The sequence below is a fragment of the uncultured Bifidobacterium sp. genome, from assembly GCF_959020145.1.
Classification (GTDB): domain Bacteria; phylum Actinomycetota; class Actinomycetes; order Actinomycetales; family Bifidobacteriaceae; genus Bifidobacterium.
Genome location: NZ_CAUEQY010000008.1, coordinates 60,235 through 83,723, shown reverse-complemented (window position 1 = coordinate 83,723; position 23,489 = coordinate 60,235). Strand labels below are relative to the sequence as shown.

General features: G+C 60.1%; 17 protein-coding genes. 2 read left to right on the top strand and 15 right to left on the bottom strand.

The window, feature by feature from the left end:
* Positions 1-147: 147 nt before the first annotated feature.
* From clpX to Q5H33_RS04385, 5 genes are all read right to left on the bottom strand, one after another.
* Positions 148-1,461, bottom strand: coding sequence for an ATP-dependent Clp protease ATP-binding subunit ClpX (gene clpX / locus Q5H33_RS04405; RefSeq protein ID WP_033499160.1), 1,314 nt, complete (start codon positions 1,459-1,461; stop codon positions 148-150).
* 104 nt (positions 1,462-1,565) lie between these two features.
* A complete protein-coding gene (locus tag Q5H33_RS04400) occupies positions 1,566-2,267 on the bottom strand; it encodes an ATP-dependent Clp protease proteolytic subunit (protein ID WP_003808740.1) in 702 nt (233 codons plus the stop codon).
* Positions 2,268-2,269: 2 nt separating this feature from the next.
* Positions 2,270-2,890: an ATP-dependent Clp protease proteolytic subunit gene (locus Q5H33_RS04395; RefSeq protein WP_011743024.1), complete on the bottom strand. Its 621-nt coding sequence runs from the start codon at positions 2,888-2,890 to the stop codon at positions 2,270-2,272.
* Positions 2,891-2,995: 105 nt separating this feature from the next.
* Positions 2,996-4,507 carry an MDR family MFS transporter gene (locus Q5H33_RS04390; RefSeq protein ID WP_227561439.1) on the bottom strand — a complete coding sequence of 504 codons (1,512 nt, stop codon included), beginning with the start codon at positions 4,505-4,507 and terminating at the stop codon, positions 2,996-2,998.
* A gap of 138 nt (positions 4,508-4,645) precedes the next feature.
* Entirely contained in the window at positions 4,646-6,046 is a 1,401-nt protein-coding gene (locus Q5H33_RS04385) for a replication-associated recombination protein A (protein ID WP_003808733.1), read from the bottom strand.
* An 83-nt stretch (positions 6,047-6,129) separates the two neighbouring features.
* Between Q5H33_RS04385 and Q5H33_RS04380 the strand changes: the two genes are divergently transcribed.
* Complete coding sequence (locus Q5H33_RS04380) at positions 6,130-8,688, top strand: RNA helicase (protein ID WP_302423221.1); 2,559 nt, start codon at positions 6,130-6,132, stop codon at positions 8,686-8,688.
* Here the strand turns inward: Q5H33_RS04380 and Q5H33_RS04375 are convergent.
* The 9 genes from Q5H33_RS04375 to hisS form a co-directional block, all read right to left on the bottom strand.
* The gene (locus Q5H33_RS04375) at positions 8,670-9,629 is read right to left on the bottom strand and encodes a PPK2 family polyphosphate kinase (protein WP_302423238.1); all 960 of its coding nucleotides are present in this window, start codon (positions 9,627-9,629) and stop codon (positions 8,670-8,672) included. The two genes, Q5H33_RS04380 and Q5H33_RS04375, sit on opposite strands and share 19 nt — an antisense overlap.
* Positions 9,630-9,789: 160 nt before the next feature.
* Entirely contained in the window at positions 9,790-10,911 is a 1,122-nt protein-coding gene (locus Q5H33_RS04370) for an amino acid ABC transporter permease (protein WP_117838771.1), read from the bottom strand.
* A gap of 6 nt (positions 10,912-10,917) precedes the next feature.
* Positions 10,918-11,595, bottom strand: coding sequence for an amino acid ABC transporter permease (locus tag Q5H33_RS04365; RefSeq protein WP_011743020.1), 678 nt, complete (start codon positions 11,593-11,595; stop codon positions 10,918-10,920).
* Entirely contained in the window at positions 11,595-12,407 is an 813-nt protein-coding gene (locus tag Q5H33_RS04360) for a glutamate ABC transporter substrate-binding protein (RefSeq protein ID WP_011743019.1), read from the bottom strand. The genes Q5H33_RS04365 and Q5H33_RS04360 overlap by 1 nt, the downstream gene beginning before the upstream one ends.
* Before the next feature lie 66 nt (positions 12,408-12,473).
* Positions 12,474-13,271: an amino acid ABC transporter ATP-binding protein gene (locus Q5H33_RS04355; protein WP_038444306.1), complete on the bottom strand. Its 798-nt coding sequence runs from the start codon at positions 13,269-13,271 to the stop codon at positions 12,474-12,476.
* Positions 13,272-13,405: 134 nt separating this feature from the next.
* A complete protein-coding gene (locus tag Q5H33_RS04350) occupies positions 13,406-14,146 on the bottom strand; it encodes an amino acid ABC transporter ATP-binding protein (RefSeq protein WP_003808719.1) in 741 nt (246 codons plus the stop codon).
* Entirely contained in the window at positions 14,143-15,693 is a 1,551-nt protein-coding gene (locus Q5H33_RS04345) for an ABC transporter substrate-binding protein/permease (RefSeq protein ID WP_033499166.1), read from the bottom strand. Before Q5H33_RS04345 ends, Q5H33_RS04350 begins: the two co-directional genes overlap by 4 nt.
* A gap of 148 nt (positions 15,694-15,841) precedes the next feature.
* Entirely contained in the window at positions 15,842-17,641 is a 1,800-nt protein-coding gene (gene aspS / locus Q5H33_RS04340; protein WP_003808714.1) for an aspartate--tRNA ligase, read from the bottom strand.
* Positions 17,642-17,688: 47 nt separating this feature from the next.
* On the bottom strand, positions 17,689-19,080 hold the full coding sequence (gene hisS, locus Q5H33_RS04335) for a histidine--tRNA ligase (RefSeq protein ID WP_302423219.1): 1,392 nt from the start codon (positions 19,078-19,080) through the stop codon (positions 17,689-17,691).
* A gap of 114 nt (positions 19,081-19,194) precedes the next feature.
* Here hisS and Q5H33_RS04330 point away from each other — a divergent pair, with 114 nt between their 5' ends.
* A complete protein-coding gene (locus tag Q5H33_RS04330; RefSeq protein WP_055680404.1) occupies positions 19,195-20,622 on the top strand; it encodes a DUF349 domain-containing protein in 1,428 nt (475 codons plus the stop codon).
* A 193-nt stretch (positions 20,623-20,815) separates the two neighbouring features.
* Here the strand turns inward: Q5H33_RS04330 and Q5H33_RS04325 are convergent, their stop codons facing one another.
* Positions 20,816-23,410 (bottom strand): ATP-dependent Clp protease ATP-binding subunit, encoded by a 2,595-nt coding sequence (locus tag Q5H33_RS04325; protein ID WP_039774938.1) that lies wholly within the window; start codon positions 23,408-23,410, stop codon positions 20,816-20,818.
* Between the last annotated feature and the right edge of the window lie 79 nt (positions 23,411-23,489).

Below are 23,489 nucleotides of genomic sequence, written 5' to 3'. Positions count from 1 at the left end.
TTCGAACCTGCGACCTGCTGATCCGTAGTCAGCTGCTCTAATCCGCTGGGCTACTCGCGCAACGTTGTCTTGTTTTCGGCAACTCGAATAAGATACACCCAAATGAACTCCAGGCAAAATCTCGGCGTGTCGCAGGAGTTTTCGGCCTTACGCCTCACGTAGACGAGGAATTTTCTGCGTCGACACCTTGAATAGTTTCGGAGTGCCCGATCCGGTGACGGCGGCTTCGTCGACGACCACCTCTTCGACGCCTTCCATGCTGGGAAGACGGAACATGGTGTCCTCCAGCGTCTTCTCAATAATCGAACGCAATCCACGTGCGCCCGTACCCCGCCGAATCGACGTCGCCGCAATCTGCCGTATCGCCCCTTCGGTAAAGGTCAACGTCACCCCATCGACGGCGAATAGCTTCTGGTACTGCTTGACCAGCGCGTTTTCCGGTTCGACGAGGATTCGGGCCAAATCGTCTTCGGTAAGTTCCTCAAGCACGCTGACTACCGGCAGACGTCCGATGAACTCCGGCAATAATCCGAAATCAGCCAGATCATCGGCGGAGACCTGCGCAAGCAGCTCACGCTTGGGAACCTCATGGTCATGCCAGGCCGCACCGAAACCGCTTTCCCTGGCGCCCAACCGTTGCGCCACGATGTCGGCGAGTCCCACGAACGCGCCACCGCAGATGAACAGTATGTCGCGGGTGTCGATCTGCACGGTTTCCATTTCACGATGCTTGCGGGTCCCTTCCACCGGCACGGAGGCGACGGTGCCTTCAAGGATCTTGAGCAGCGCCTGCTGCACGCCCTCGCCGGACACGTCACGCGTGATGGAGGTGTTTTCGCCGCTTTTACGGGCGATCTTGTCGATTTCGTCGATATATACGATGCCCTGCTGCGCACGCGCCACATCCCCGTCAGCAGCCTGGATGAGGCGCTGCAGCACGGTTTCGACGTCATCGCCCACATATCCTGCCTCGGTGAGCGTGGTGGCGTCCGCTATGACGAACGGCACGTTCATCACATGGGCCAGCGTCTGCGCAAGATATGTTTTGCCCACGCCGGTCGGCCCGAGTAGCAGGATGTTCGATTTCGCCACTTGCACACCCTCGAACGAATCGTCATGTCCATGCATCCGTTCCTTGCCGATTCGCGACGACTCGCGCATTTCCATGTTGACGCGCTTGTAATGGTTGTACACCGCCACTGAAAGTGTCTTTTTGGCGGACTCCTGGCCTATGACGTGATTGTCGAGGTAGGCACTGATCTGTGCCGGCTTGGGCAGTTGCAGGATATTGAGCTGGGCGTCCTTGTCCCGTTCCTCGGAAATGATGTCCACGCACAATTCGATGCATTCGTCGCAGATGGCCGCGCCCGAACCGGTGACCAGTTTGCGCACCTGGCTCTCGGACTTGCCGCAGAACGTGCATCTCGGCACCGCATCGTTGTAGCTGACCACGCGTCCCATTCGCAACCTCTTCGTTTCACATATCTGCCGTTTAGAAAACACAATACCCCTGCCGCGACCCGGCAGGGGTATTGCATTTGTGAAGATATCATTCCACCGCAGGCTCAGCTGCGATGTTCCAGCACCTCGTCAACGATGCCGTATTCCTTGGCCTCCTGGGCCGTCAGGAACGTGTCCACTTCGATGTCCTTGCGGATCTTCTCGATGTCACGACCGGTATGCTTGGCCAGCGTGTTCTCCAGCCATTCACGCATACGCAGCATCTCCTTGGCCTGGATTTCAATCTCCGTGGCCTTGCCGAAGCCCTGGTCGATGGCCGGCTGGTGGATGAGCACGCGGGCGTTCGGCAGCATCAGACGTTTGCCTTTGGCGCCGGCGGCCAGCAGGATGGCCGCGGCCGAGGCGGCCTGGCCGAGGCATACGGTCTGCACGTCCGGCTTGATGTACTGCATGGTGTCGTAGATGGCGGTCATGGCCGTCATGGAACCGCCCGGCGAATTGATGTACATCATCACGTCACGGTTCGGATCCTGGCTTTCCAAAACCAGCAGCTGGGCCATGATGTCATCGGCGGAGGTGTCGTCCACCTGCACGCCCATGAAGATGATGCGATCCTCGAACAGGCGGGTGTACGGATCCTGCCTCTTGTATCCGTACGGGGTCTTTTCCTCGAACTGCGGCAGAACGTAACGGTTCTGCGGTGCGAACGCGGCCTCACGCGCCGCAGCCCTCTGGAAGCCGACCACACCGGTCGGTCCGGCCAGACGTTCGGCGCGGGCTACAAACTGTGCTTCTTCGCTTGCCATGGTCACTCTCCCTTGGTGGCGCTCATCGTGTCGTGGGTGGAAACGAGCTTGTCCACAAAGCCGTACTCCAACGCTTCTTGGGCGGTGAACCAGTGGTCGTACTCGTTGTCGCGGTAGATTTCCTCGACGGTGTGCCCAGTCTGCTCGGCGGTCAACTCGCTCATGGTCTTTTTCATGTCCATGATCAGCTCGGCGTTGATGCGCACGTCAGTGGCGGTGCCGCCGATGCCGCCGGACGGCTGATGCATCAGCACACGCGCATGCGAGGTCAGGAAGCGCTTGCCCTTGGTACCGGAGCTCAGCAGGAACTGGCCCATGGATGCGCACATGCCCAAGCCCACGGTGGCCACGTCCGGCTCGATGAGCTGCATGGTATCGTAGATGGCCATGCCCGCGGTGATGGAGCCGCCCGGGGAATTGATGTACAGCCAGATATCCTTTTTCGGATCCTCGGCGGCCAGCATCAACATCTGCGCGCAAATGCGGTTGGCCATCTCGTCCTTGACTTCCTCACCCATCCAGATGATGCGGTCCTTGAGCAGGCGGTTGAAAATCGGATCGGTGGGTCCTGCCGGCATGTCTTCGCCAGCCATGACGGGCAGGGGTGCACTAAGGTTGCTCACCTTGTCTCCTTTTCCAGTGTTCTCTATAGTTTCACAGCCTACCGCTTCGAAGCGACGGGGAACAAAATTGCGCCCACAGTGGAGAAGTCGACGGCGAAAACACGGTTATTCGCGTTTCGCGCCGATGCGGAAGGCGGTAATCAGGCAGCAGATTGCAACGGCGACAATCACGATCATGACGGTGAACGTCCAACTGCCGCCAACCGCCGTGGCATGGCTGAATGCCTCGGTTCCTTCCTTGCCAGCGCCGGCCTGGGCCACGGACAGCACCGTGGAGAACAGCGCGGTTCCGGCTGCGCCACCGAACTGCAGGCAGGTGTTGAACACGGCGTTGCCATCCGGCATGAATTGCGGCGCAATGCTGCGCAACGCATTGGTCATGATGTTGGAGAAGCCAAGCGCATAGCCAAGTCCGAAGATGAAGTAGAAACCGGCAAGCGTGGCCGGCGTCAGCCGCATGGAGAAGACCAGCAGCAGGATCGGGCCGCAGATCGCCAGGAAGAACGCGCCCAGAATCGGGCGGACAGGGCCGAAACGGTCGTACAGCGTGCCGCCGATCGGTGCGAAGAAAGCGCCGATCAACGCGCCCGGCAGCACCAGCGCGCCTGCCAGGAACGCGTTCGTTCCCAGGGAAAGCTGGGCAAGATTGGTGATCACATAGCCGAAGCCGATGCCGACGATTGGCAGCAGCATGTAGGCGATCAGATGCAGCAGCACCATCGGATCACGCAGCCATCCCAAGCGAATCAGCGGCGAGAAGGAACGACGGGACGACCATCCGAAGAAGAAAAGCGATCCCAAGCCGACGATCAGGCTGATCACTGCGAAAATCGCCGGCGCTGTAGCCACACCACCCGAAACGGCGGCGGCAACAGCCACGCCCGCCTGGTTCAGGAACATCACTAGACCGCACAACGCCAGCACAATCGCCGCGAACTGCAGCGGATTCAGATGCGCCTCTTCCGTCGGACGGTGCTGTTCGATGCATTTGAGGCCGACAGGCAGCGAAATCAGCAGAATCACGGGAATGACAATGACGAAAATCGCACGCCATGGCAGAATGCTCGACACCGCGCCACCCACGGTCGGGCCGATGGCGGGCGCCACGGTGATGACGAGCGAACCGACGCCCATCAGTCGTCCGACCTTGCTGCGTGGGGACTGTTCGAGAATGATGTTCATCATCAGCGGTGTGGCCACGCCGGAGCCGATGCCCTGGATGATGCGGGCTACTAGAATCACCGGGAACGCATGGCCGAAGATCATGGTCAGCGAGCCAAGCACCGCAAGCGCCACCGCGGCGAGGAACAGGACGCGATGCTTGAATTTGCGGTTAAGATACGACGACAGCGGCATGGTGGCTGCGACCGTCAGCAGGTAGATGGTGGTGATCCACTGCACAGTAGCAGTGTTCACGTTGAATTCCCGCATGAGCTGTGGGAACAGCACCGTCATCACGGTTTCGGTGAGGATGCCGATGAAGGCGAGCGAGCCGACCGCCACGATGGCGCCGATGAGTTTGCCGGGAATGCGTTCGTCCGGCGTTTCCTTGATGTTTTCGCTATTGTTCCGATTGTTATGGTCGGTGGTTTCGAGCGTTGTATTCCGTTCTTTCATAATCACTTTCCGCGCACTTTTTCCTGCGGCCATGTGCGACGCCGCGATTGACGCATGGGCCTTGCAAAGCAAGCAGGCGTCAACCCCAGCGAAGAATTTTAGCGGAACCCCTGACCCAATGCCTGCAGGAAACGAACATCAGGCATTGCGCTGGCCGGAACGGCCGTCACCGTTATCGTCCTCTTCGTGCAGAATCTTCCGAATCCGCTCCAATCTCGGCTTGACCTCATGCTCGTAACCGCGGTCGTTCGGATGGTAATACTCGCGCCCCTGCAATTCGTCAGGCATGTACTGCTGCGGCGCCACCGCGCCCGGCCAATCGTGCGCGTACCGGTAGCCTTCGTGGTTGCCCCAGCTTTTCATCAGCGCGGTCGGCGCATTGCGCAGATGCAGCGGCACTTGGCCGATAAGCCCCGCGTCCACGTCGGCGAGCGCCGCGTTGATGGCGTTGTAGCTGGCGTTGGATTTGGGCGCGGTGGCGACGGCGAGCGCCGCTTCGGCAAGAATGATGCGCGCTTCGGGCATGCCGATCATGGCCACTGCCTGCGCCGCGGCTACGGTGACTTGCAGGACCTGCGGGGCGGCCATGCCGACTTCCTCGGATGCGGCGATCATGATGCGTCGTGCGATGAAGCGCGGGTCTTCCCCCGCGCGCAGCATGCGGGCCAGATAATGCATGGTGGCGTCCGGATCGGAGCCTCGCATGGATTTGATGAACGCCGAGATGACGTCGTAGTGGTCGTCTCCGTCCTTGTCGTAACGCACGGTGGCCACGTCCATGACCTTCGACACCACATCAGGCGTGATGATGGGCCGTTTCGCGCCTTTTTTGCGTTCTTTGTCACCAGTGAGCGCGCCGGCCGCGGCTTCGAGGATGGTCAGTGTCTTACGTGCGTCGCCGCCGGCCATGCGGATGATCTCATCCACAGCCTCGTCGGTGATTCTGATTTCGTTGTCAAGGCCGTGTTCGCTTGCGATGGCGCGATTGATCAGCGTTTTCAGATCGTCCGGTTCCAGCGATTCGAGTTTGACGACCACGGATCGGCTGAGCAGCGGCTTGATGACGGAGAAGCTTGGGTTTTCCGTGGTGGCCGCGATGAAGGTGACGTCGCGGTTTTCCACACTGGGCAGCAACGCATCCTGCTGCGATTTGGAGAAGCGGTGCACCTCGTCGATGAACAACACCGTTTCCTTGCCTTCGGAGACGAGACGTTCGTGCGCGCGTTTGAGCACGTCACGCACGTCCTTGACGCCGGAGGTGACCGCGGACAGTTCCTCGAAGACACGGCCGGACTGTTTGGCGACGATATAGGCGAGGGTGGTTTTGCCGACTCCGGGAGGTCCGAACAGGATGATGGAGCTCGGTGCGGTGAGCGAGCCTTTCGAAGCGGGGTTGGCGAGTCTGCGCAATGGCGACCCCTCCCCCAATACCCGTGATTGCCCCACCACATCGTCGATGCTCGCTGGGCGCATGCGTACGGCAAGCGGGCGCGTCACATCATCCGGCGCGTCCATCGCGGCAAACAAATCGTCAGTCATGCTTTCCACTGTACCGCAACACACCCAACAATTCGAACACACGTTCGATGCATGCGTTCGCCCCAACCGGTAGACTGGCAAGCATGGCAGACGATACGAATTATGGCTCGCTGGGCGCGTTGGCGCCGAATTGGGACGAGGGCGAGCGCAACATCGACACGGATGAGATCTATGAGCGTTTCTTCACCTGGGTGGAGGACGTCAAAGGCGTGGAACCGTGGCCACATCAGGAGGAGGCCATCATGGATCTGCTGGCCGGCGACCATGTCATTTTGAACACTCCGACCGGTTCGGGCAAGTCGCTGGTGGCACTCGGCATGCATTTCGCCGCGTTGTGCACGGGCCGCCGTTCCTATTACACGGCTCCGATCAAGGCTCTGGTGTCTGAGAAGTTCTTCGACTTGGTTGAAGTTTTCGGCCGCGAGAACGTCGGCATGATCACCGGCGACACGCATATCAACGCGGATGCGCCGATCATCTGCTGCACCGCGGAGATCCTCGCCAATCAGGCGTTGCGCGAGGGCCGCCACGCCGATGTCGGCTGCGTGGCGATGGACGAGTTCCACTATTACGGCGATCCCGAGCGCGGCTGGGCTTGGCAGGTGCCGCTGCTTACGCTGCCGGATACGCAGTTCCTATTGATGAGCGCGACGCTGGGCAATGTCGACGCAATCGCCGACAAGCTTGAGGACATGACGGACACCGACGTGGATATCATCGCCGATGCGCCACGTCCCGTACCGTTGACGTACGAATACACACTCGACCCGTTGGAGAAGACGGTGGAATTGGCGTTCGGCAAGGGCGAGACGCCGATTTACGTGGTGCATTTCTCTCAGGATGCCGCGTTGGAGACCGCCAACGCGCTGGCCAGCACGGGCGTGTCCAGCAAGGAGCAGCGCGCCGCGATCGCGGAAGCCATCAAGGGCACGAAGTTCACCACCGCGTTCGGCAAGATCCTGCAGCGTCTGTTGCGTACCGGCATCGGCATCCACCATGCCGGCATGCTCCCCCGCTATCGTCGTCTGGTGGAGCAGCTCGCCCAGCAGGGACTGCTGCCAGTGATCTGCGGCACCGACACGCTTGGTGTCGGTATCAATGTGCCGATTCATTCCGTGGTATTGACCGCGTTGACCAAGTTCGACGGCACGAAGATGCGCAAGCTGCGCGCCCGCGAGTTCCATCAGATCGCAGGACGCGCCGGACGCATGGGCTTCGACACGGAGGGTCTGGTCATAGCCGAAGCCCCCGAATTCGAAATCGAGAACGCCAAGGCTCTGGCCAAGGCAGGCAACGATCCGAAGAAACTGAAGAAGGTCAAGCGCAAGAAGGCTCCTGAAGGTTTCGTAACGTGGAACGAGAACACGTTCGACAAGCTTATCGACGCGGCTCCGGAAACACTGGTGCCGCATATGAAGATCACCCATTCCATGGTGTTGAACGAGGTGGAGCAGGGCGGCGACGCCCGCTACCGCATCGACCGGCTTATCGACGATTCGGCGCAGACTCCGGAGCAGAAGGAGCGCCTGCACGCCCGCGCGGACGAGATCTTCCAGACCTTGTTCGACACGAACGTCATCGAGACCGAAGACCGTGACGATGGCGGCAAGGATTATTTCATGACCGTGGACATGCCGGACGATTTCGCCCTCGATCAGCCGCTAAGCCCGTTCCTGCTGGCCGCGTTGGAACTGCTCGACCCGGAGTCGGACACGTATGCGTTGGATGTGATATCCATGGTTGAGGCCACGTTGGAGGACCCGAAGCAGGTGCTGCGCGCGCAGGAACGTCAGGCGCGCGACGAGGCGATGATCCGCATGAAAGAGGATGGCCTCGACTATGACGAGCGTATGGACAGGCTTCAGGAGATCACCTATCCGAAGCCGTTGGAGGATATGCTGCAGGCCGCGTTCGATGAATACCGCCATGATGTTCCGTGGGCGAACGACTATTGGCTGAGCCCGAAATCCGTGGTGCGCGACATGGTGGAGACCGCTTCCGATTTCACCGGCTACATCGCCCGCTACAACATCGCCCGTTCCGAAGGCACGTTGCTGCGTTACCTGTCCGACGCCTACCGTGCGCTGGCGCGTACCGTTCCGCAGGAGAAGCGCGACGAACAGCTCGACGACATCATCTCCTGGCTGCGTGTGGTGGTCCGTTCCATCGATTCCTCGCTGGTGGACGAGTGGGAGAACGCGGGAACGGACACCGACGCGTCCGAGGCGGCCGCCAACCTCGCCGCGCCCGGCGCGAAGCAGGCCGTGGTGGAGGACCGTCGCGGACTCACCGTATTGGTACGCAACGCCATGTTCCGCCGCGTGCAGCTCATGGACCTCGACAAGCCGGACGAGCTCGGCGCGCTCGACAAGGACTGGGGTTACGGCGTGCACGAATGGGAAGACACGCTCGACGATTACTACGACGAGCACGAATACGTCAACATCGACGCGAAGGCACGCAGCGGCGAGCTGTTCATCCTCAACGAAAGCAAGGAGAACAGCGAGCATTCCTGGAAGGTGCGGCAGATCATCGACGATTCCGATGGCGACCACGATTGGGCCATCACCGGAACCGTCGACCTGGACACCACACAATCCAGCGGCGAGGTTGTCTTCTTCGACTACAGCGTGTCCAACTGACGGCGCATCTCGTCGGCGTCGACTTCGAGCGGCGGCCAGATCATGTTCATGTTCTTGAGCGTGTTGCGCAGCAGCTCGGAGACGACGGCCCTCGAATACCAACGATTGTCGGCAGGCACCAGATACCACGGCGCCTGCTCGGTGCTGGTGCGCAGGAACACATCCTGCCATGCAGCCATGTAGTCGTCCCAGCGGGCGCGCGCCTCAAGGTCGCTCGGATCGAACTTCCAGCATTTGGTCGGATCATCGAGACGGCTCAGGAAGTGGCGTTTCTGCTCGTCTTTGCTGACCACGAGGAAGATTTTGATGATGGCGCATCCGTCGGCCGTCAATTGCGATTCGAATCGGTTGATTTCGTCGTACCGTGCCTGCCACACTTCTTCCGGCTGCGTTTTGTAGATGCGCGGCATGACGATGTCCTCGTAATGGGACCGGTCGAAGATGGAGATCCATCCGTTGTTCGGCAGCTCGCGTTTGATGCGCCACAGATAGTCATGGTCCAGTTCTTCGCCTTTCGGCGCGCCGAACCCGTGATAGTGCATGCCCATCGGGTCGCCTTGGCTGAACACATGTCGTACGATGCCGCCTTTGCCCGCCGCGTCCATGCCTTGCAGCACGATCAGCAGTCGCCGATGCGAGCCTTTCACGCCATTGGCGTACATAAGCCGCTGGTAACGGGCGATCTCCGACGAGCTGATGGATATGAATCGTTCGGCATCATCCTTGTTGCCGTCAAAACCAGGAGTGGAATCGCCATCCATGTCCGATACCTTCGTGTCGTGATGGAATCGCAATAGCTGGGTCGGCGGCAACGTCCATACCGAGCTCAGTAGTTCGCTCGCTTTGGCGGCGTTCGCCAATCCTTCGGCGACGGAATCGCAATTCTCGCTTTTTTCCAGCCGATCTTCCACTTTGTTCAGCGTTTTCGCGATCGACGACATTCTGGCGTCGTCTTTTTTCGCATCCTTGGTTTTATCCGCCATGTCAAGCCTCCCTGCTTGGTACGGACCACATGCGTGCAGTCCATCGTAGACACGAAAGGGGCCGCTTCCCCGTATTTCGCGGAAAAACGACCCCTACGCGTGTTATGCGATACCGGTGCTATTCGTCGGCTTCGGACTTGTCCTTGCCATCGCCCTTCGTCTTGAACGGATTGTCCTTGATCGGATGTCCATTCTTGTCGAATTTGACCTGGCTTTCCGGATGCGTCTCATCGAAGCCTTGGGCGTACCTGGTCTGACGCCACTGGTGGATGGACGCGTTGGTGCCGCGATGGTGCACATGGTAGACACGCTGCGCGCCACCCAGCGGCACGCCTTCCTTGGCCACGGCGATCTGGTTCACGTTCGACGGATCCATGATGGCGATCGGCGCGACCGGTTCCGGTTCGGCCGGTGCAGCCGTATGCTGCTGCATGCGCGACGGCAGCCATTCGGCCAGCCTGCTTAGCAGCCAGCAGACGATGAAATAGACGACCGCGGCCACCACCAGCGTCTGTAGGATGTTGAAATACATGGAGCCGAGTCGACGTGATTCCTGCAGCAGGTCAGTGTACATGATGATCGAGCCGAGCGCGGTGTCCTTCAACACGACGACCAGCTGGGTCACGGCCGCCGGCAGCATGGCGTAGATGGCCTGCGGCACTTCGATCTGCAACAGCGACTGCGTGCGGGTCAATCCCAAGGCGAGCGAGGCCTCACGCTGGCCGTTCGGCAGGTTGCCCACGCCGGAACGCACCAGCTCGGCCACCACGGATCCGTTGTAGATCACAAGCGCGAGCACCACCGCCCAATACGCGGGGCTGGGCAGACCTGCGAAGGCGAACCAGCGCCAGAAGAAGATCATGAGCAGCAGAACGGGGACGGCTCGTGCGAATTCCACGATCGCGCCGGAAATGGTACGGATCAGCAGGCTCGGCAGCAGTCGGCCCACACCAAAGACCAGGCCGAACACCACGGCTCCGACCACGGCCAGTACGGACGCGCGGATCGTGGCCCACAGTCCCGGCAGATAGAAGTCGGTCCATGCTTCGGCGTCAAGCGCCGGTTTCCACAGTTCCCAGCTCAGCTGGTTCTCGCCGTCCGGCGGATTGTGCAGACGCATGAGGATCAGCACGACCACCACCGCGAAGATGATGCCTGCGATCCAATTGACGATACGGATGGTTTTGCGGCCCTTCGGACCAGGCTGGTCGAACAGCACCGCGCTTTCATTGCTTGCCATGTCGCGTCACCTCCTCACCGCGAGCTTGTTGGACAGATACGTGGTCAGCATGCCGATCGGAATGATCAGAACCACATAGCCGAAGGCGAAGATCAGGAAGATCGGTACGATTTGGTCGGCGTGGTATTCGATCATTTCGCTCATCATCGTCGAGGTTTCGGTGGCCACGGATGCCGCCGCCGCGACGGTGGAGTTTTTCAGCAATGCGATCAGCGTGTTGCCCAACGGTGCCACGGAACCGCGGAACGCCTGCGGCAGGATGATCTGAGTGGCGGCCTGCATGAAGTTCAGGCCCAACGCGCGGGCGGCCTCGGCTTGACCAAGCGGCACGGTGTTGATGCCGGAGCGCAGCGATTCACATACGAAAGCCGCGGTGTACAGGCTCAGGCCCGTCACGGCCAGCCAGAAGAAGTTGGTGGCGAACGTGTCGGAGAAGCTGAACTTCAGCTGCGCGTACGCACCCAGCACCATGAACACCATGATGATGGTCAGCGGCAGGTTCTTGAACAGTTCGACGTAGGCACCGGAAACCGTACGGAGCGAGGCGATCGGAGAAATGCGCATCATCACGAGGATGACGCCCAGAATCGTGGAGAACAACGCCGACCACAGGGTCAGCTCGATGTTCACCAGAAACGCGCCGGGAATGTTGTATTGGCTGAACAACGCGAGGAATCCGTCCATCACTTATTCCCCTTTCCATTCGGCACCGGCGGATTGTACTTGGCGTTCGGCGTGTAGGCCACTCCCCTGGTGTTGTCGGAAATGGCCCTTTGCCAAGAACCGTCCTGAATCATATCGGTGATGGCGTTGTTGATTTTGTTCTTCAGCTCGGTGTTGCCCTTCTTGACACCGATGCCGTAATACTCCTGGGTGAACGGCTTGCCCACCACGCGCAGGCGTCCACGTGAGGCGGATGCGAGGCCGGCGAGAATGATGTCGTCGGTGGTGGCGGCGTCCACAATGCCGGAAAGCAACGCGGTGGCGCATTCCGCCATGCCGGGCTGTTCCATCAGCTGGGTCTGCTTGGCGAACTTCTCCTTGACGTTGACGGCGGATGTGGTGCCGGTCATGGAGCACAGCCGCTTGCCGTTCAGATCCTTAGGTCCGTCAATGCCGGTTTCGTCCTTGCGTACCAGCAGATCCTGTCCGGCCACGAAATACGGGCCGGCGAAATCGACGACCTTCTTGCGTTCGTCGGTGATGGAATAGGATGCGACGATGTAATCGACATCGCCGTTCTGCAGCATAGCCTCACGCTGCTTGGACGGCGATTCCTTCCATACGATCTCGTCTTCGGAATAGCCGAGTTTCTTGGCCACGTACTTGGCCACGTCCACGTCGAAGCCGACGTAGGTGCCGTTCTTCTTGAAGCCCAGGCCAGGCTGGTCGAATTTGATGCCGATGCGGATCTTGCCGGTTTCGTCCGCGCCGCATGCGGATACCGCGAACACGCACGCGCACGCGCAGAATGCCGCGACGGCTCTGCGCAACATGCGTTTCGCCGTGATCGAAAGTGGTTTCATATCAGGTTCCTTCTTCTGTCGTTATGTTCCGTCACTTCAGTGGGTGAGGATCTTCGACAGGAAGTCCTTGGCGCGATCGGTCTTCGGATGTTCGAAGAAGTCGTCCGGCGTGCTCTGTTCGAGAATCTGTCCGTCGGCCATGAACACGACCTTGTCGGCCACCTTGCGCGCGAAACCCATCTCGTGGGTCACGCACAGCATGGTCATGCCTTCGTGGGCGAGTTCGACCATGACGTCAAGCACTTCGTTGACCATTTCCGGGTCGAGCGCGGACGTTGGCTCGTCGAACAGCATGACCTTCGGCTGCATGGCGAGGGCGCGGGCGATGGCGACACGCTGCTGCTGGCCGCCGGACAGCTGCGACGGCATTTTGGAGGCCTGCGAGGCCACGCCGACGCGGCCCAGCAGATCCATGGCCAGGTCCTCGGCTTCCTTCTTGTCCATGTGGCGCACCTTGATCGGCGCCAATGTCACGTTTTCCAAAATGGTTTTGTTGGCGAACAGGTTGAACGATTGGAACACCATGCCCACTTCCGCACGCAGTTTGGCGAGTTCCTTGCCTTCCTGCGGCAGCGGTTTGCCGTCGATGCGGATATCGCCGGAATCGATGGTTTCCAGACGGTTGATGGTGCGGCACATCGTGGATTTGCCGGAGCCGGACGGTCCGACGATGACGAGCACCTCGCCTTTGCGTACGGTGAGGTTGATGTCCTTGAGCACATGCAGATCGCCATAATGCTTCTCGACATGGGTCAGTTCGACGAGCGGCCTGTTATCCGCTCCCGCGTCCGGCATGATGGGACGCTTCGCTTCGGTTTCTTTCATTTCAGACATAAAGGGCAGTATAAGAAAGCAATGCGAAATTCATGTTTCCTATACTGCCCGTTCACATCATTTCGTCCGGAATATGAGACATTTCATACCGTTTGACGAACATATTCATCAAACGGATCGCCGCCGGAGCAATGTCACAGCACCTTGGAGAGGAAGGTCTTCAATCGTTCGCTCTTCGGATGGTTGAAGATCTCGTCAGGGGTTCCCTCTTCCTCGATCACGCCGGCATCGGTGAAGATGACCCTCGTGGCCACTTCGCGTGCGAAGCCCATCTCATGGGTCACCAGCACCATGGTCATGCCTTTGGCGGCAAGGTCGCGAATCACTTCGAGCACATCGCCCACCATTTCCGGGTCGAGCGCGGATGTCGCCTCGTCGAACAGCATCACCTTCGGATTCATCGCCAGCGAGCGCGCGATCGCCACACGCTGCTTCTGCCCGCCGGACAGCGATTTCGGCATGGCGTCGGCTTTTTCGGCCAATCCTACGGTTTTCAGCAGTTCCATGGCGTGCGCGCGGGCCTGCTCATCCGTTTCATGATGCACCAGTTTCGGTGCGAGGGTGATGTTGTCGATCACGCTCATGTTGTTGAACAGGTTGAAATGCTGGAACACCATGCCCACCTGCTCGCGCACCTGGTCGATGTTCACATGGCTGTCCGTCAAATCGTGTCCGTTGACCACGATCTTGCCGCCGGTGGCCTGTTCGAGTCCGTTCAGGCAACGCAATATGGTGGATTTGCCGGCGCCGGACGGTCCGATGATGCAGATCACCTCGCCTTTGCGCACGGTCATGTCGACGCCTTTGATGACCTCGGTCTGCCCGTAGCTTTTGTGCAGATCCTTGACGTCGATGATCACGTCGTTCTCGTTCATCGGTTCACCTTCCTGTCCACGATGTTGGCCAGCCACGTCAGGATGGTGATGGCCACGAAGTACATGACGCCGACGATCAGCAGCGTTTCGGTTACGCGGAAGTTCGCCGCGTACAGCTGCTGCGCCTGGTACAGCAGCTCACCGAAGCCGATGGCGAGCAGTAGCGAGGAGTCCTTGATCATGATGACCAGCTGGTTGATGATCGAAGGCATGGCGATTTTGCTGGCCTGCGGCAGAATCACTCGGCGCATGGCCTGCCTGTGGTTAAGTCCCAGCGAGCGTGCGCCCTCCATCTGTCCGGAATCGACCGATTGGACTGCGCCACGCACGATTTCCGCCAGGTACGCGCCGGAGTTGAGCGACAAGGTCAATGCGCCGGCGACCCAGATGTTCACGCTATGTCCGATGAGCTGGGGCACGCCGAAGTAGAAGAAGAACGCCCACACCAGGATCGGGGTGCCGCGGAACACCGCGATGTACACATTGGCCAATCCTGCGGCGATTTTGCTTTCCGAAACCTTCATCAGGCCGAACGCGACGCCGAGCACCAATGCGATCGCGAAGGAAAGCAACGTGATCAGCAGCGTGTTCCTCAAGCCCGTCAGCAATGCCGGCATCGACTGTTTGACCAGTCCGAGGAAACCTACCTTCTGTTGTTCGGCGCTGTCGTCGCCATTGTCGGTGATCATGCCGGAAATCGATTTGGCCTGCTCTTTCGCGCCTTGCTTGCCAAGATATTGTGCGACGATTCGCTCGTATTCTCCCGAAGCAATCATCTTGTTCAATCCATCGTTGATGGCGGCCAGCAAATCTGCGTTCATGCCTTTGTTCACGGCCATGCCGTATTCGCCGTGCGGCACCTTCGGAGTCACGATTTTCAGACCGTTGTTCTGCGATACGCCATATGCCAGTACCGGATAATCGTCGAACACCGCGACGGCATTGCCGGATTTGACCATCTCGTACATGGTTGAGGATTGGTCGACGGAAGTCACCTTGTAACCGTACTTGTCGGCATGCTGTTTGGCGTACGATTCGCCCTCCGAGCCGGTTTTCGCCACAACCGTCCGGCCTTTGAGGTCCTTATAGCCGGTGACGTCGTCGTTGTTGGCCGCGACGGCCATCTGGATGCCGGATTGGAAATACGGATTCGAGAAATCATAGGAGGCTTTACGCTCGTCAGTGATGGACATGCCGGCTATGACGACGTCCACCTGGTTGGAGCTTAGGGCCTGCAACGCGGCGTTGAATCCCAGCGACTGTATCTCGACCTTAAAGCCCTCTTCCTTGGCGATGCCTCGGATTAGCTCCATGTCGATGCCGGTCATCTTGCCGTTCTCACGGTATTCGAACGGTGCGAACGTGGTGTCGGTGCCGATTTTATATGTCTTGCCCTTGACCGAGGCCGGATTGCCAGTTTCGGAGGCGAGCGCATGCGGAACGGTCGTCATGAATGCCGCAAAGACCACGGCGAGCACGGCGAACAGCGCGCATATGCGCATGCCGACCGCGTTCAGTCGCTTCTTGTCCTGTGTTTTCGATTTCATACCGCGCTTCAACCCTTTCTGGTTGCCGGATAATCAAACACGCTCCACTATAATGACAGCGACGGAAAATAGACAACGCGAATAATAAAAAATGTCCGAGCATCATTGATGTTCGGACATTTTTCATTCATCTATGGGCGAAACCGTATCAGTCCTCGTCCTCATCCGGATCGTAATCGACACCGGTCTCGGCGCGCTGCTCAGCGGAGATCGGAGCCGGAGCGCCGGTCAGCGGATCGCGGCCGCCGCCAGCCTTCGGGAAGGCGATGACGTCGCGGATGGAGTCGGCGCCAGCCAGAATTGCGGCGGTACGATCCCAGCCGAGAGCGATGCCGGCGTGAGGCGGAGCGCCGTACTTGAATGCCTCAAGCAGGAAGCCGAACTTGTCTGCGGCCTCTTCCGGCGTGATGCCAAGCACGTCAAGCACACGGTCCTGAATGTCGTCGCGGTGGATACGCACGGAGCCGCCGCCCATTTCGTTGCCGTTGCACACGATGTCGTAGGAATCGGACATGGCGTGTTCCGGATCCTTGTCGAACTTGTCGATCCAATCCTTGGACGGCATGGTGAACGGGTGATGCATGGAGGTCCACTTGGAGTGGCCGACTGCCACATCGTCGTCGTCCGGGTCATCGGTCGGCTTGAACAGCGGGAAGTCCACAACCCAAGTGAAGGCGAAATCGTCGGGCTTGAGCAGGCCCGCGCGGCGGGCAAGCTCGACACGCACGGCGCCCAGCAGTTCCTGGGAGGAGGTGCGGCGACCGGCTGCGAAGAACACGGCGTCGCCGTCTTCGGCGCCGACGGCTTCCTTCAGACCGTTGCGTTCCTCTTCGGACAGGTTCTTGGCGACGGGGCCCTTGAGTTCGCCGTTCTCGGCGAACACCACATAGGCGAGGCCCTTGGCGCCACGCTGCTTGGCCCAATCCTGCCATGCGTCGAACTGACGGCGAGGCGTGGCCGCGCCACCCTTGAAGAGCACCGCGCCGACGTATGGGGCCTGGAACACGCGGAACGGCGTGTTCTTGAAGTAATCGGTCAGTTCGATCAGCGGATTGCCGAAACGCAGATCCGGCTTGTCGGAACCGTACTTGTCCATGGCGTCCTGCCAGGTGATGCGCTGGATCGGCAGCTTGATGTCGTAGCCGGCGGACTTCCAGATGGCGGCGATGACCTTTTCGGCCATGGCCATCACGTCCTCCTGGTCCACGAAGGCCATCTCCATGTCGAGCTGGGTGAATTCCGGCTGGCGGTCGGCGCGGAAGTCCTCGTCACGATAGCAGCGGGCCAGCTGGTAGTAACGCTCGACGCCGGAGACCATGAGCAGCTGCTTGAGCAGCTGCGGGGACTGCGGCAGAGCGTACCAGGAACCCGGCACCAGACGGGCCGGCACGACGAAGTCACGGGCGCCTTCCGGCGTGGACTTGATCATGGTCGGGGTTTCGATCTCCTCGAAGCCCATTTCCTCCAGCGCATGGCGGGCGGCCTTCGACATCTGGGCGCGCAGCTTCAGATTGCGCTGCATGGACGGACGACGCAGGTCGAGGTAACGGTACTTCAAACGCACGTCCTCGCCCGGCAGCTTGTTCTCGGACTCGTTCTCAAGAGCGGTGGAGACCTGGAACGGCAGAGCATCGGACTTGGCCAGCACTTCGATGCTTTCGGCCACGACTTCGATCTTGCCGGTGGCCAGATGCTCGTTCTCGTTGCCGTCCGGACGCAGACGAACCTCGCCGACGACCTGGATCACGAATTCGGAGCGCAGCGGACGGGCCATCTCCTCGTCATAGATGACGACCTGCACCAGACCGGTGTTGTCGCGAAGATCGATGAAGGCCACGCCACCGTGGTCGCGGCGACGATCGACCCAACCGGCGAGCGTCACCTTCTGACCGACGAGCTGTTCGGTCACTTCGGTTGCATGATGTGTTCTGTAAGCCGTCTGGCTCATGCTTCCCCTATTCCTTATCCTCTTGTATGTTGCGAAGTCTTGCGATTTCAGGCTTCAACGGTAACGGTTTGCTGGGCATACACAGTATCCGGCTCCCACGACTGTGCGTCAGCCGGCCGCTGGTCTCCTGTGATGATGTTCTTGACTTCGTCCTGGGCGCCCTCTTCGGAAGCGTCGGCCGGGAACCAGACGTACGGGATGCCGAGCTTGTCTGCATATTTGATCTGCTTGCCGAGCTTGGCCGCGGTCGGCGCCACGTCCGCCGCGATGCCACGGGAGCGCAGCTGGTTGGCGATCAGGTTGGACGCGGAGCGGTCGGCTTCATTCCATACCGCCACGAGCACGGATGCCGGAGACACACGGTTGGCGTGCGCGCCCGCGGTGTGCAGCATGTAGGAGACCAGGCGGGACAGGCCGATGGACAGGCCCACGCCCGGGTACTTCTTGTTGCCCTGCGATGCGAGGTTGTCGTAACGGCCGCCGGAGCAGATGGAGCCCAAAGCGGCGGCGCCGTCGAGGAACGTCTCATACACGGAACCGGTGTAGTAATCAAGACCACGGGCGATTTTCAGATCGGCGATCACGGAGCCCGGACGGATGCGCGCGGCCTCGTCGACGATCATCGCCAGCGTGTCGAGTCCCTGGCGTGCCAACACGTAGGCGTCGGAATCAGACGCGATGTCATGCTTGGCGCACAATGCGTCGAACTTGTCGGACAGTTCCTTGCCGTCGGCGGCGGTCAGCTCGGCCAGTTCGAGGCAGGCACGGGCCTGGGCTTCGTCGGCGCCGCAGCCTTCGACGAGCAGCTTGGCCACCTCATCGGCGCCGATCTTGTCGAGCTTGTCGATCTCACGCAGCACGCCTTCGATATCCGTAAGGCCCAAACCACGGTAGAAGCCTTCGGAGAGTTTGCGGTTGTTCGCATGCACGGTGGCCTTCGGCAGACCGAACTTGCGCAGACGTTCCAATGCGGACACCATGACCAACGGCAATTCGACCTCGTAATGGTCGGGCAGATCGCCATTGCCGATCACGTCGATGTCGGCCTGCACGAACTCGCGGAAACGTCCTTCCTGCGGGCGTTCGCCACGCCAGACCTTCTGAATCTGCCAACGTTTGAACGGGAACGCCAGATCGCCGGAATGTTCGACGACATAACGGCTCAGCGGAACGGTCAGATCGAAGTGCAGACCAAGACGATCCTCAATCGGAGTGTCGGACTCGTGTCCGACCTCCTGAAGACGGCTCAGCAGGTAAATCTCCTTGCTGGTCTCGCCTTTCTTGAGCAGGCTGGAACCCTGCTCAACAGCACGGGTTTCAATGCCTATGAAGCCATTGAGCTCGAATACATTACGGAGCGTGTCGATGACACGCTGCTCCACAACACGTTCAGAGGGGAGCCACTCTGGAAATCCTGAAATAGATGCACCTTTAGCCACGGTTCTCTATAATAAATGAGGTTACGGAAAATGCCGCGCGTTTTTCAAGGTTTGGAAGCGCACGTCACGGACCGTCACCCCTGCACTACATGAAGCTTACGTAAGGAGCTGGCCATGGCCGACGAGAATATCACCGCGTCCGAGAACACCACTGAAACCAACGAGCAGGCAGCGACGCCCGCAACCCAGGCCAGCAAACCGGCCGTCCCGAGCCCAGCGGCCATGAAGCCGCATGCGCCGAGCCCCGCGGCCTTCGCCAAGAAGGCTCCGCAGCGTCCTGCAACCTCCACCGGATTCTCCGAAGCCGATATCAAGGCCACCGAAGCGTTCGGCCGTGTCGCCGATGACGGCACCGTGTTCGTGAAGGAAGGCGAGGGAGAACGCGAGGTCGGACAGTTCCCGGACGCTTCCAAGGAAGAGGCCCTGGCACTGTATGCCCGTCGCTATCTCGATCTGAAGGCAAAGCTCGACCTGTTCGCCAACAGGCTCAAGTCCAGCAATGTGAAGAACCGTGAGATCGACGAGTCCATCAAGACGCTTTCCGCCGAAATCGAGCAGCCGGCCGTCGTCGGAGATATTGAGGCGCTCAAGTCCCAGTTCGAAGCACTGAAGGAGGCCGGAGCGGCCAAGAAGGCCGAGCTGAGCGAGGCCCACAAGGCCGCCGTCGCCAAGGCGCTGGCCGAACGTACCGCGATTGTGGAGAAGGCCGAGGCTCTGGCCAATTCCCTGGGCGACAACACCAACTGGCGTTCCACCGCGGACAAGTTCCGTTCGCTGTTCCAGCAGTGGCAGGATCACCAGCACAATAGCGTCCGTCTCGACAAGGCCGACGCCGACGCCCTGTGGTCCCGTTTCTCCTCCGCCCGCACTACGTTCAACAGCGCCCGCCGCAAGTGGGCCCAGGGCCGCGATGAGGAGCGCAGCAACGCCAAGGCCGCGAAGGAGGCCATCATCGCCGAAGCCGAGGAGATCAAGGATTCCACCGCTTGGGTGGAAACCTCCCGCAAGTTCAACGAGCTGATGGATCGTTGGAAGAAGGCCGGTCGTGCGGGCCGTCGTGATGATGACGCGCTGTGGGCACGTTTCCGTGCTGCGGCAGACACGTTCTTCAACGCCCGTCAGGCCGATCGCGAGCAGATTAGCTCGTCCGAAAAGGAAAATCTCGCCAAGAAGGAAGAACTGCTGACCAAGGCTGAGGCTTTGGTGCCGGTCAAGGATGAGAAGGCCGCCAAGCAGGCTCGCCAGGCATTGGCCGCCATTCAGGAGGAATGGGACCAGATCGGCTACGTTCCGCGCGATGACATGCACCGCATCGAAAGCCGTCTTGATGCTGTCGACAAGCAGATCAAGGCTGTTGAGGATGCCGCCTGGAAGCAGTCCGATCCGGAAGCCGACGCCCGTAAGTCCTCCTTCGAGGAGCAGCTCAACGCACAGCTCGCCGAACTTGACGCCCAGATCGCCGCTGAGTCCGATCCGAAGAAGAAGGCCAAGCTTGAGGCGGAGAAGGCCACCAAGGAGCAGTGGCTGAACGCCATCAAGTAATGACGCTCCCATAGAGCGATACGGTTGTGGTTCCGCTTGGAAGCGGGCGGAACCACAACCGTCCAGCTGATGGATAGCTGGACGAATAGGCATATGTAAAAAAGACCGGTGGGTTTCATGACATTCCATCATGAAACCCACCGGTCTTTTTGCATACGCGTTGCCGGGGTTCTTACCCCGGCAACGTTGGAAATCAGTTCTGCGACTGCGCGGAATCAGCCGGTTCCGTCGATGCCGTCGGTTCAGTGGCGGCATCGGTTTCAGCGGCCGTTTCGGTCGCCTCCGCCGGATTATCCTTCTGGTTCGGCTCTTCGAAGGCCTCGCCGGTGAACGTGAACTCACCCAGAATGCCTTCGCCTTCGGCGTCCACCTTCACGCGCTGGCCATCTTCGAGGTCGCCCATCAGGATCTTCTCCGAAATGGCGTCCTCGATGTCGCGCTGGATCACGCGACGCAGCGGACGGGCGCCCAGCAGCGGGTCGAAGCCCTTCTGTGCGAGCAGATCCTTGGCCGCGTCGGTCAGTTCGAGCGACATGTGACGGTCGAACAGACGGTCGTTGAGCTGCTTGACATCCAAGTCGACGATCTGGCGCACCTGCGGTTCGGTGAGCTGCTTGAACACGATGATGTCATCCAGACGGTTCAGGAACTCCGGACGGAACTGCTGCTTGAGTTCGGCGGAGACCTGTTCCTTCATGCGCTGGTAGCTCGATTCGGTGTTCGTGCCCAGGTTGAAACCGGTGTTGGCGGCCTTGGCGATGTCACGAGTGCCGAGGTTGGTGGTCAGGATGATGATGGTGTTCTTGAAGTCCACCTTGCGTCCCTGGCCGTCGGTCAGATGGCCATCGTCCAGCACCTGCAACAGCGTGTTGAAGATGTCCGGATGGGCTTTTTCGATTTCGTCGAACAACACCACGGAGAACGGCTTGCGACGCACCTTTTCGGTAAGTTCGCCGCCTTCTTCGTAGCCGACGTATCCCGGAGGCGCACCGAACAGGCGCGACGCGGCGTACTTTTCGGAGAATTCCGACATGTCCACGCGGATCAGCGCATCCTCATCGTCGAACAGGAATTCGGCGAGAGCCTTGGCCAGCTCGGTCTTACCAACGCCGGTCGGGCCAGCGAAGATGAACGAGCCAGCCGGACGCTTCGGATCCTTCAATCCGACGCGTGCGCGACGGATGGAACGGCTCAATGCGGACACAGCCTCATCCTGACCGATGATGCGCTTGTGCAGTTCGCTCTCCATGCCCATGAGCTTCTTGGACTCGGCCTGGGTGAGCTTGAACACCGGAATGCCGGTGGTCTGGGAAATCACCTCAGCGATGACGTCCTCATCCACCACCATCTTCACATCGGACTCGCCCTCACGCCAAGCGGATTCCTTCTCCTTGCGCTCGGACTCGATCTTCTCCTGCTTGTCACGCAGCTCGGCGGCCTTCTCAAAGTCCTGGTCCTTGATGGCCTGGTCCTTCTCCTCGGCCAGCTTGGCAGCCTTGGCGTCCAATTCCTTGAGCTCCGGCGGAGCGGTGAGCCTGCGGATACGCAGTCGGGCGCCGGCCTCATCGATCAGATCGATGGCCTTGTCGGGCAGGTGGCGGTCCTGAATGTAGCGGCTGGAAAGTTCCGCCGCGGCCTGCAGCGCACCATCGGTGATCGTCACATGATGGTGGTTCTCGTAACGCTCACGCAAGCCCTTCAGAATCTCAATGGTCTCGGCGATGGTCGGCTCGTGCACCTGGATCGGCTGGAAACGACGTTCCAGCGCGGCATCCTTCTCGATGTACTTGCGGTACTCGTCGGTGGTGGTCGCGCCGATGGTCTGCAGTTCGCCACGGGCCAGCATCGGCTTCAACATATCGGAAGCGCCCAAGGCGCCATCCGCGGAGCCTGCGCCCACGATGGTGTGAATCTCATCGATGAACAGCACGATGTCGCCGCGGGTCTTGATCTCCTTCAAAACCTTCTTCAAGCGTTCCTCGAAATCGCCACGGTAGCGGGAACCAGCAACCATGGAACCGAGGTCCAAGGAGTAGACCTGCTTGCCTTTCAGCGTTTCCGGCACATCACCGGCGTTGATCTTCTGCGCGAGTCCTTCGACCACCGCGGTCTTGCCTACGCCAGGCTCGCCGATCAGCACCGGGTTGTTCTTGGTGCGGCGGCTCAACACCACCATCACACGCTCGATCTCGTTGGATCGTCCGATCACCGGATCGAGCTTCCCAGCGGCAGCCTCGGCCGTAAGGTTGCGGCCGAACTGGTCGAGAATCGCGGAACCGGTCTGATTGCGACGGTCCTGCACGCCACCGGCATTGGCGAGTTCGCCCTTGCCATCGTTCTTGCCGTCGCTGGAATTGCCTCGGATCAGATCGATGGTGGCGCTACGCAGCTCGCCAAGGTTGACATCCATCTTGATCAGCACCTGTGTGCCGACGCCTTCGCCCTCATGAATCAGACCGAGCAGGATATGCTCGGTGCCGATATAGCTGTGCCCCAGCTGCAACGCCTCACGTAGCGACAGCTCCAACACCTGCCTGGCATGCGGGGTGAAGGGAATGTGGCCGTTCGGCGACGCATTTCCCTTGCCGATCATCTCTTCGACCTGCTTGCGGGTGTCGTCCAAGGTCACGCCCTTCGAGGCCAATGCCTTGGCGGCAACGCCTTCACCCTCACGAATCAGGCCCAGCAGCAGATGCTCGGTGCCGATGTAGTTGTGCTGGAGGGTCCGAGCTTCTTCCTGCGCCAACACAATCACGCGTCGCGCACGGTCGGTAAACCGTTCGAACATGCTTGTCCTTCCACTCTTGTTAGTCCTTCAACACTCTACCGATTCGCGGTGACGTTTATTCCGCCGGCGCGTAAATTGC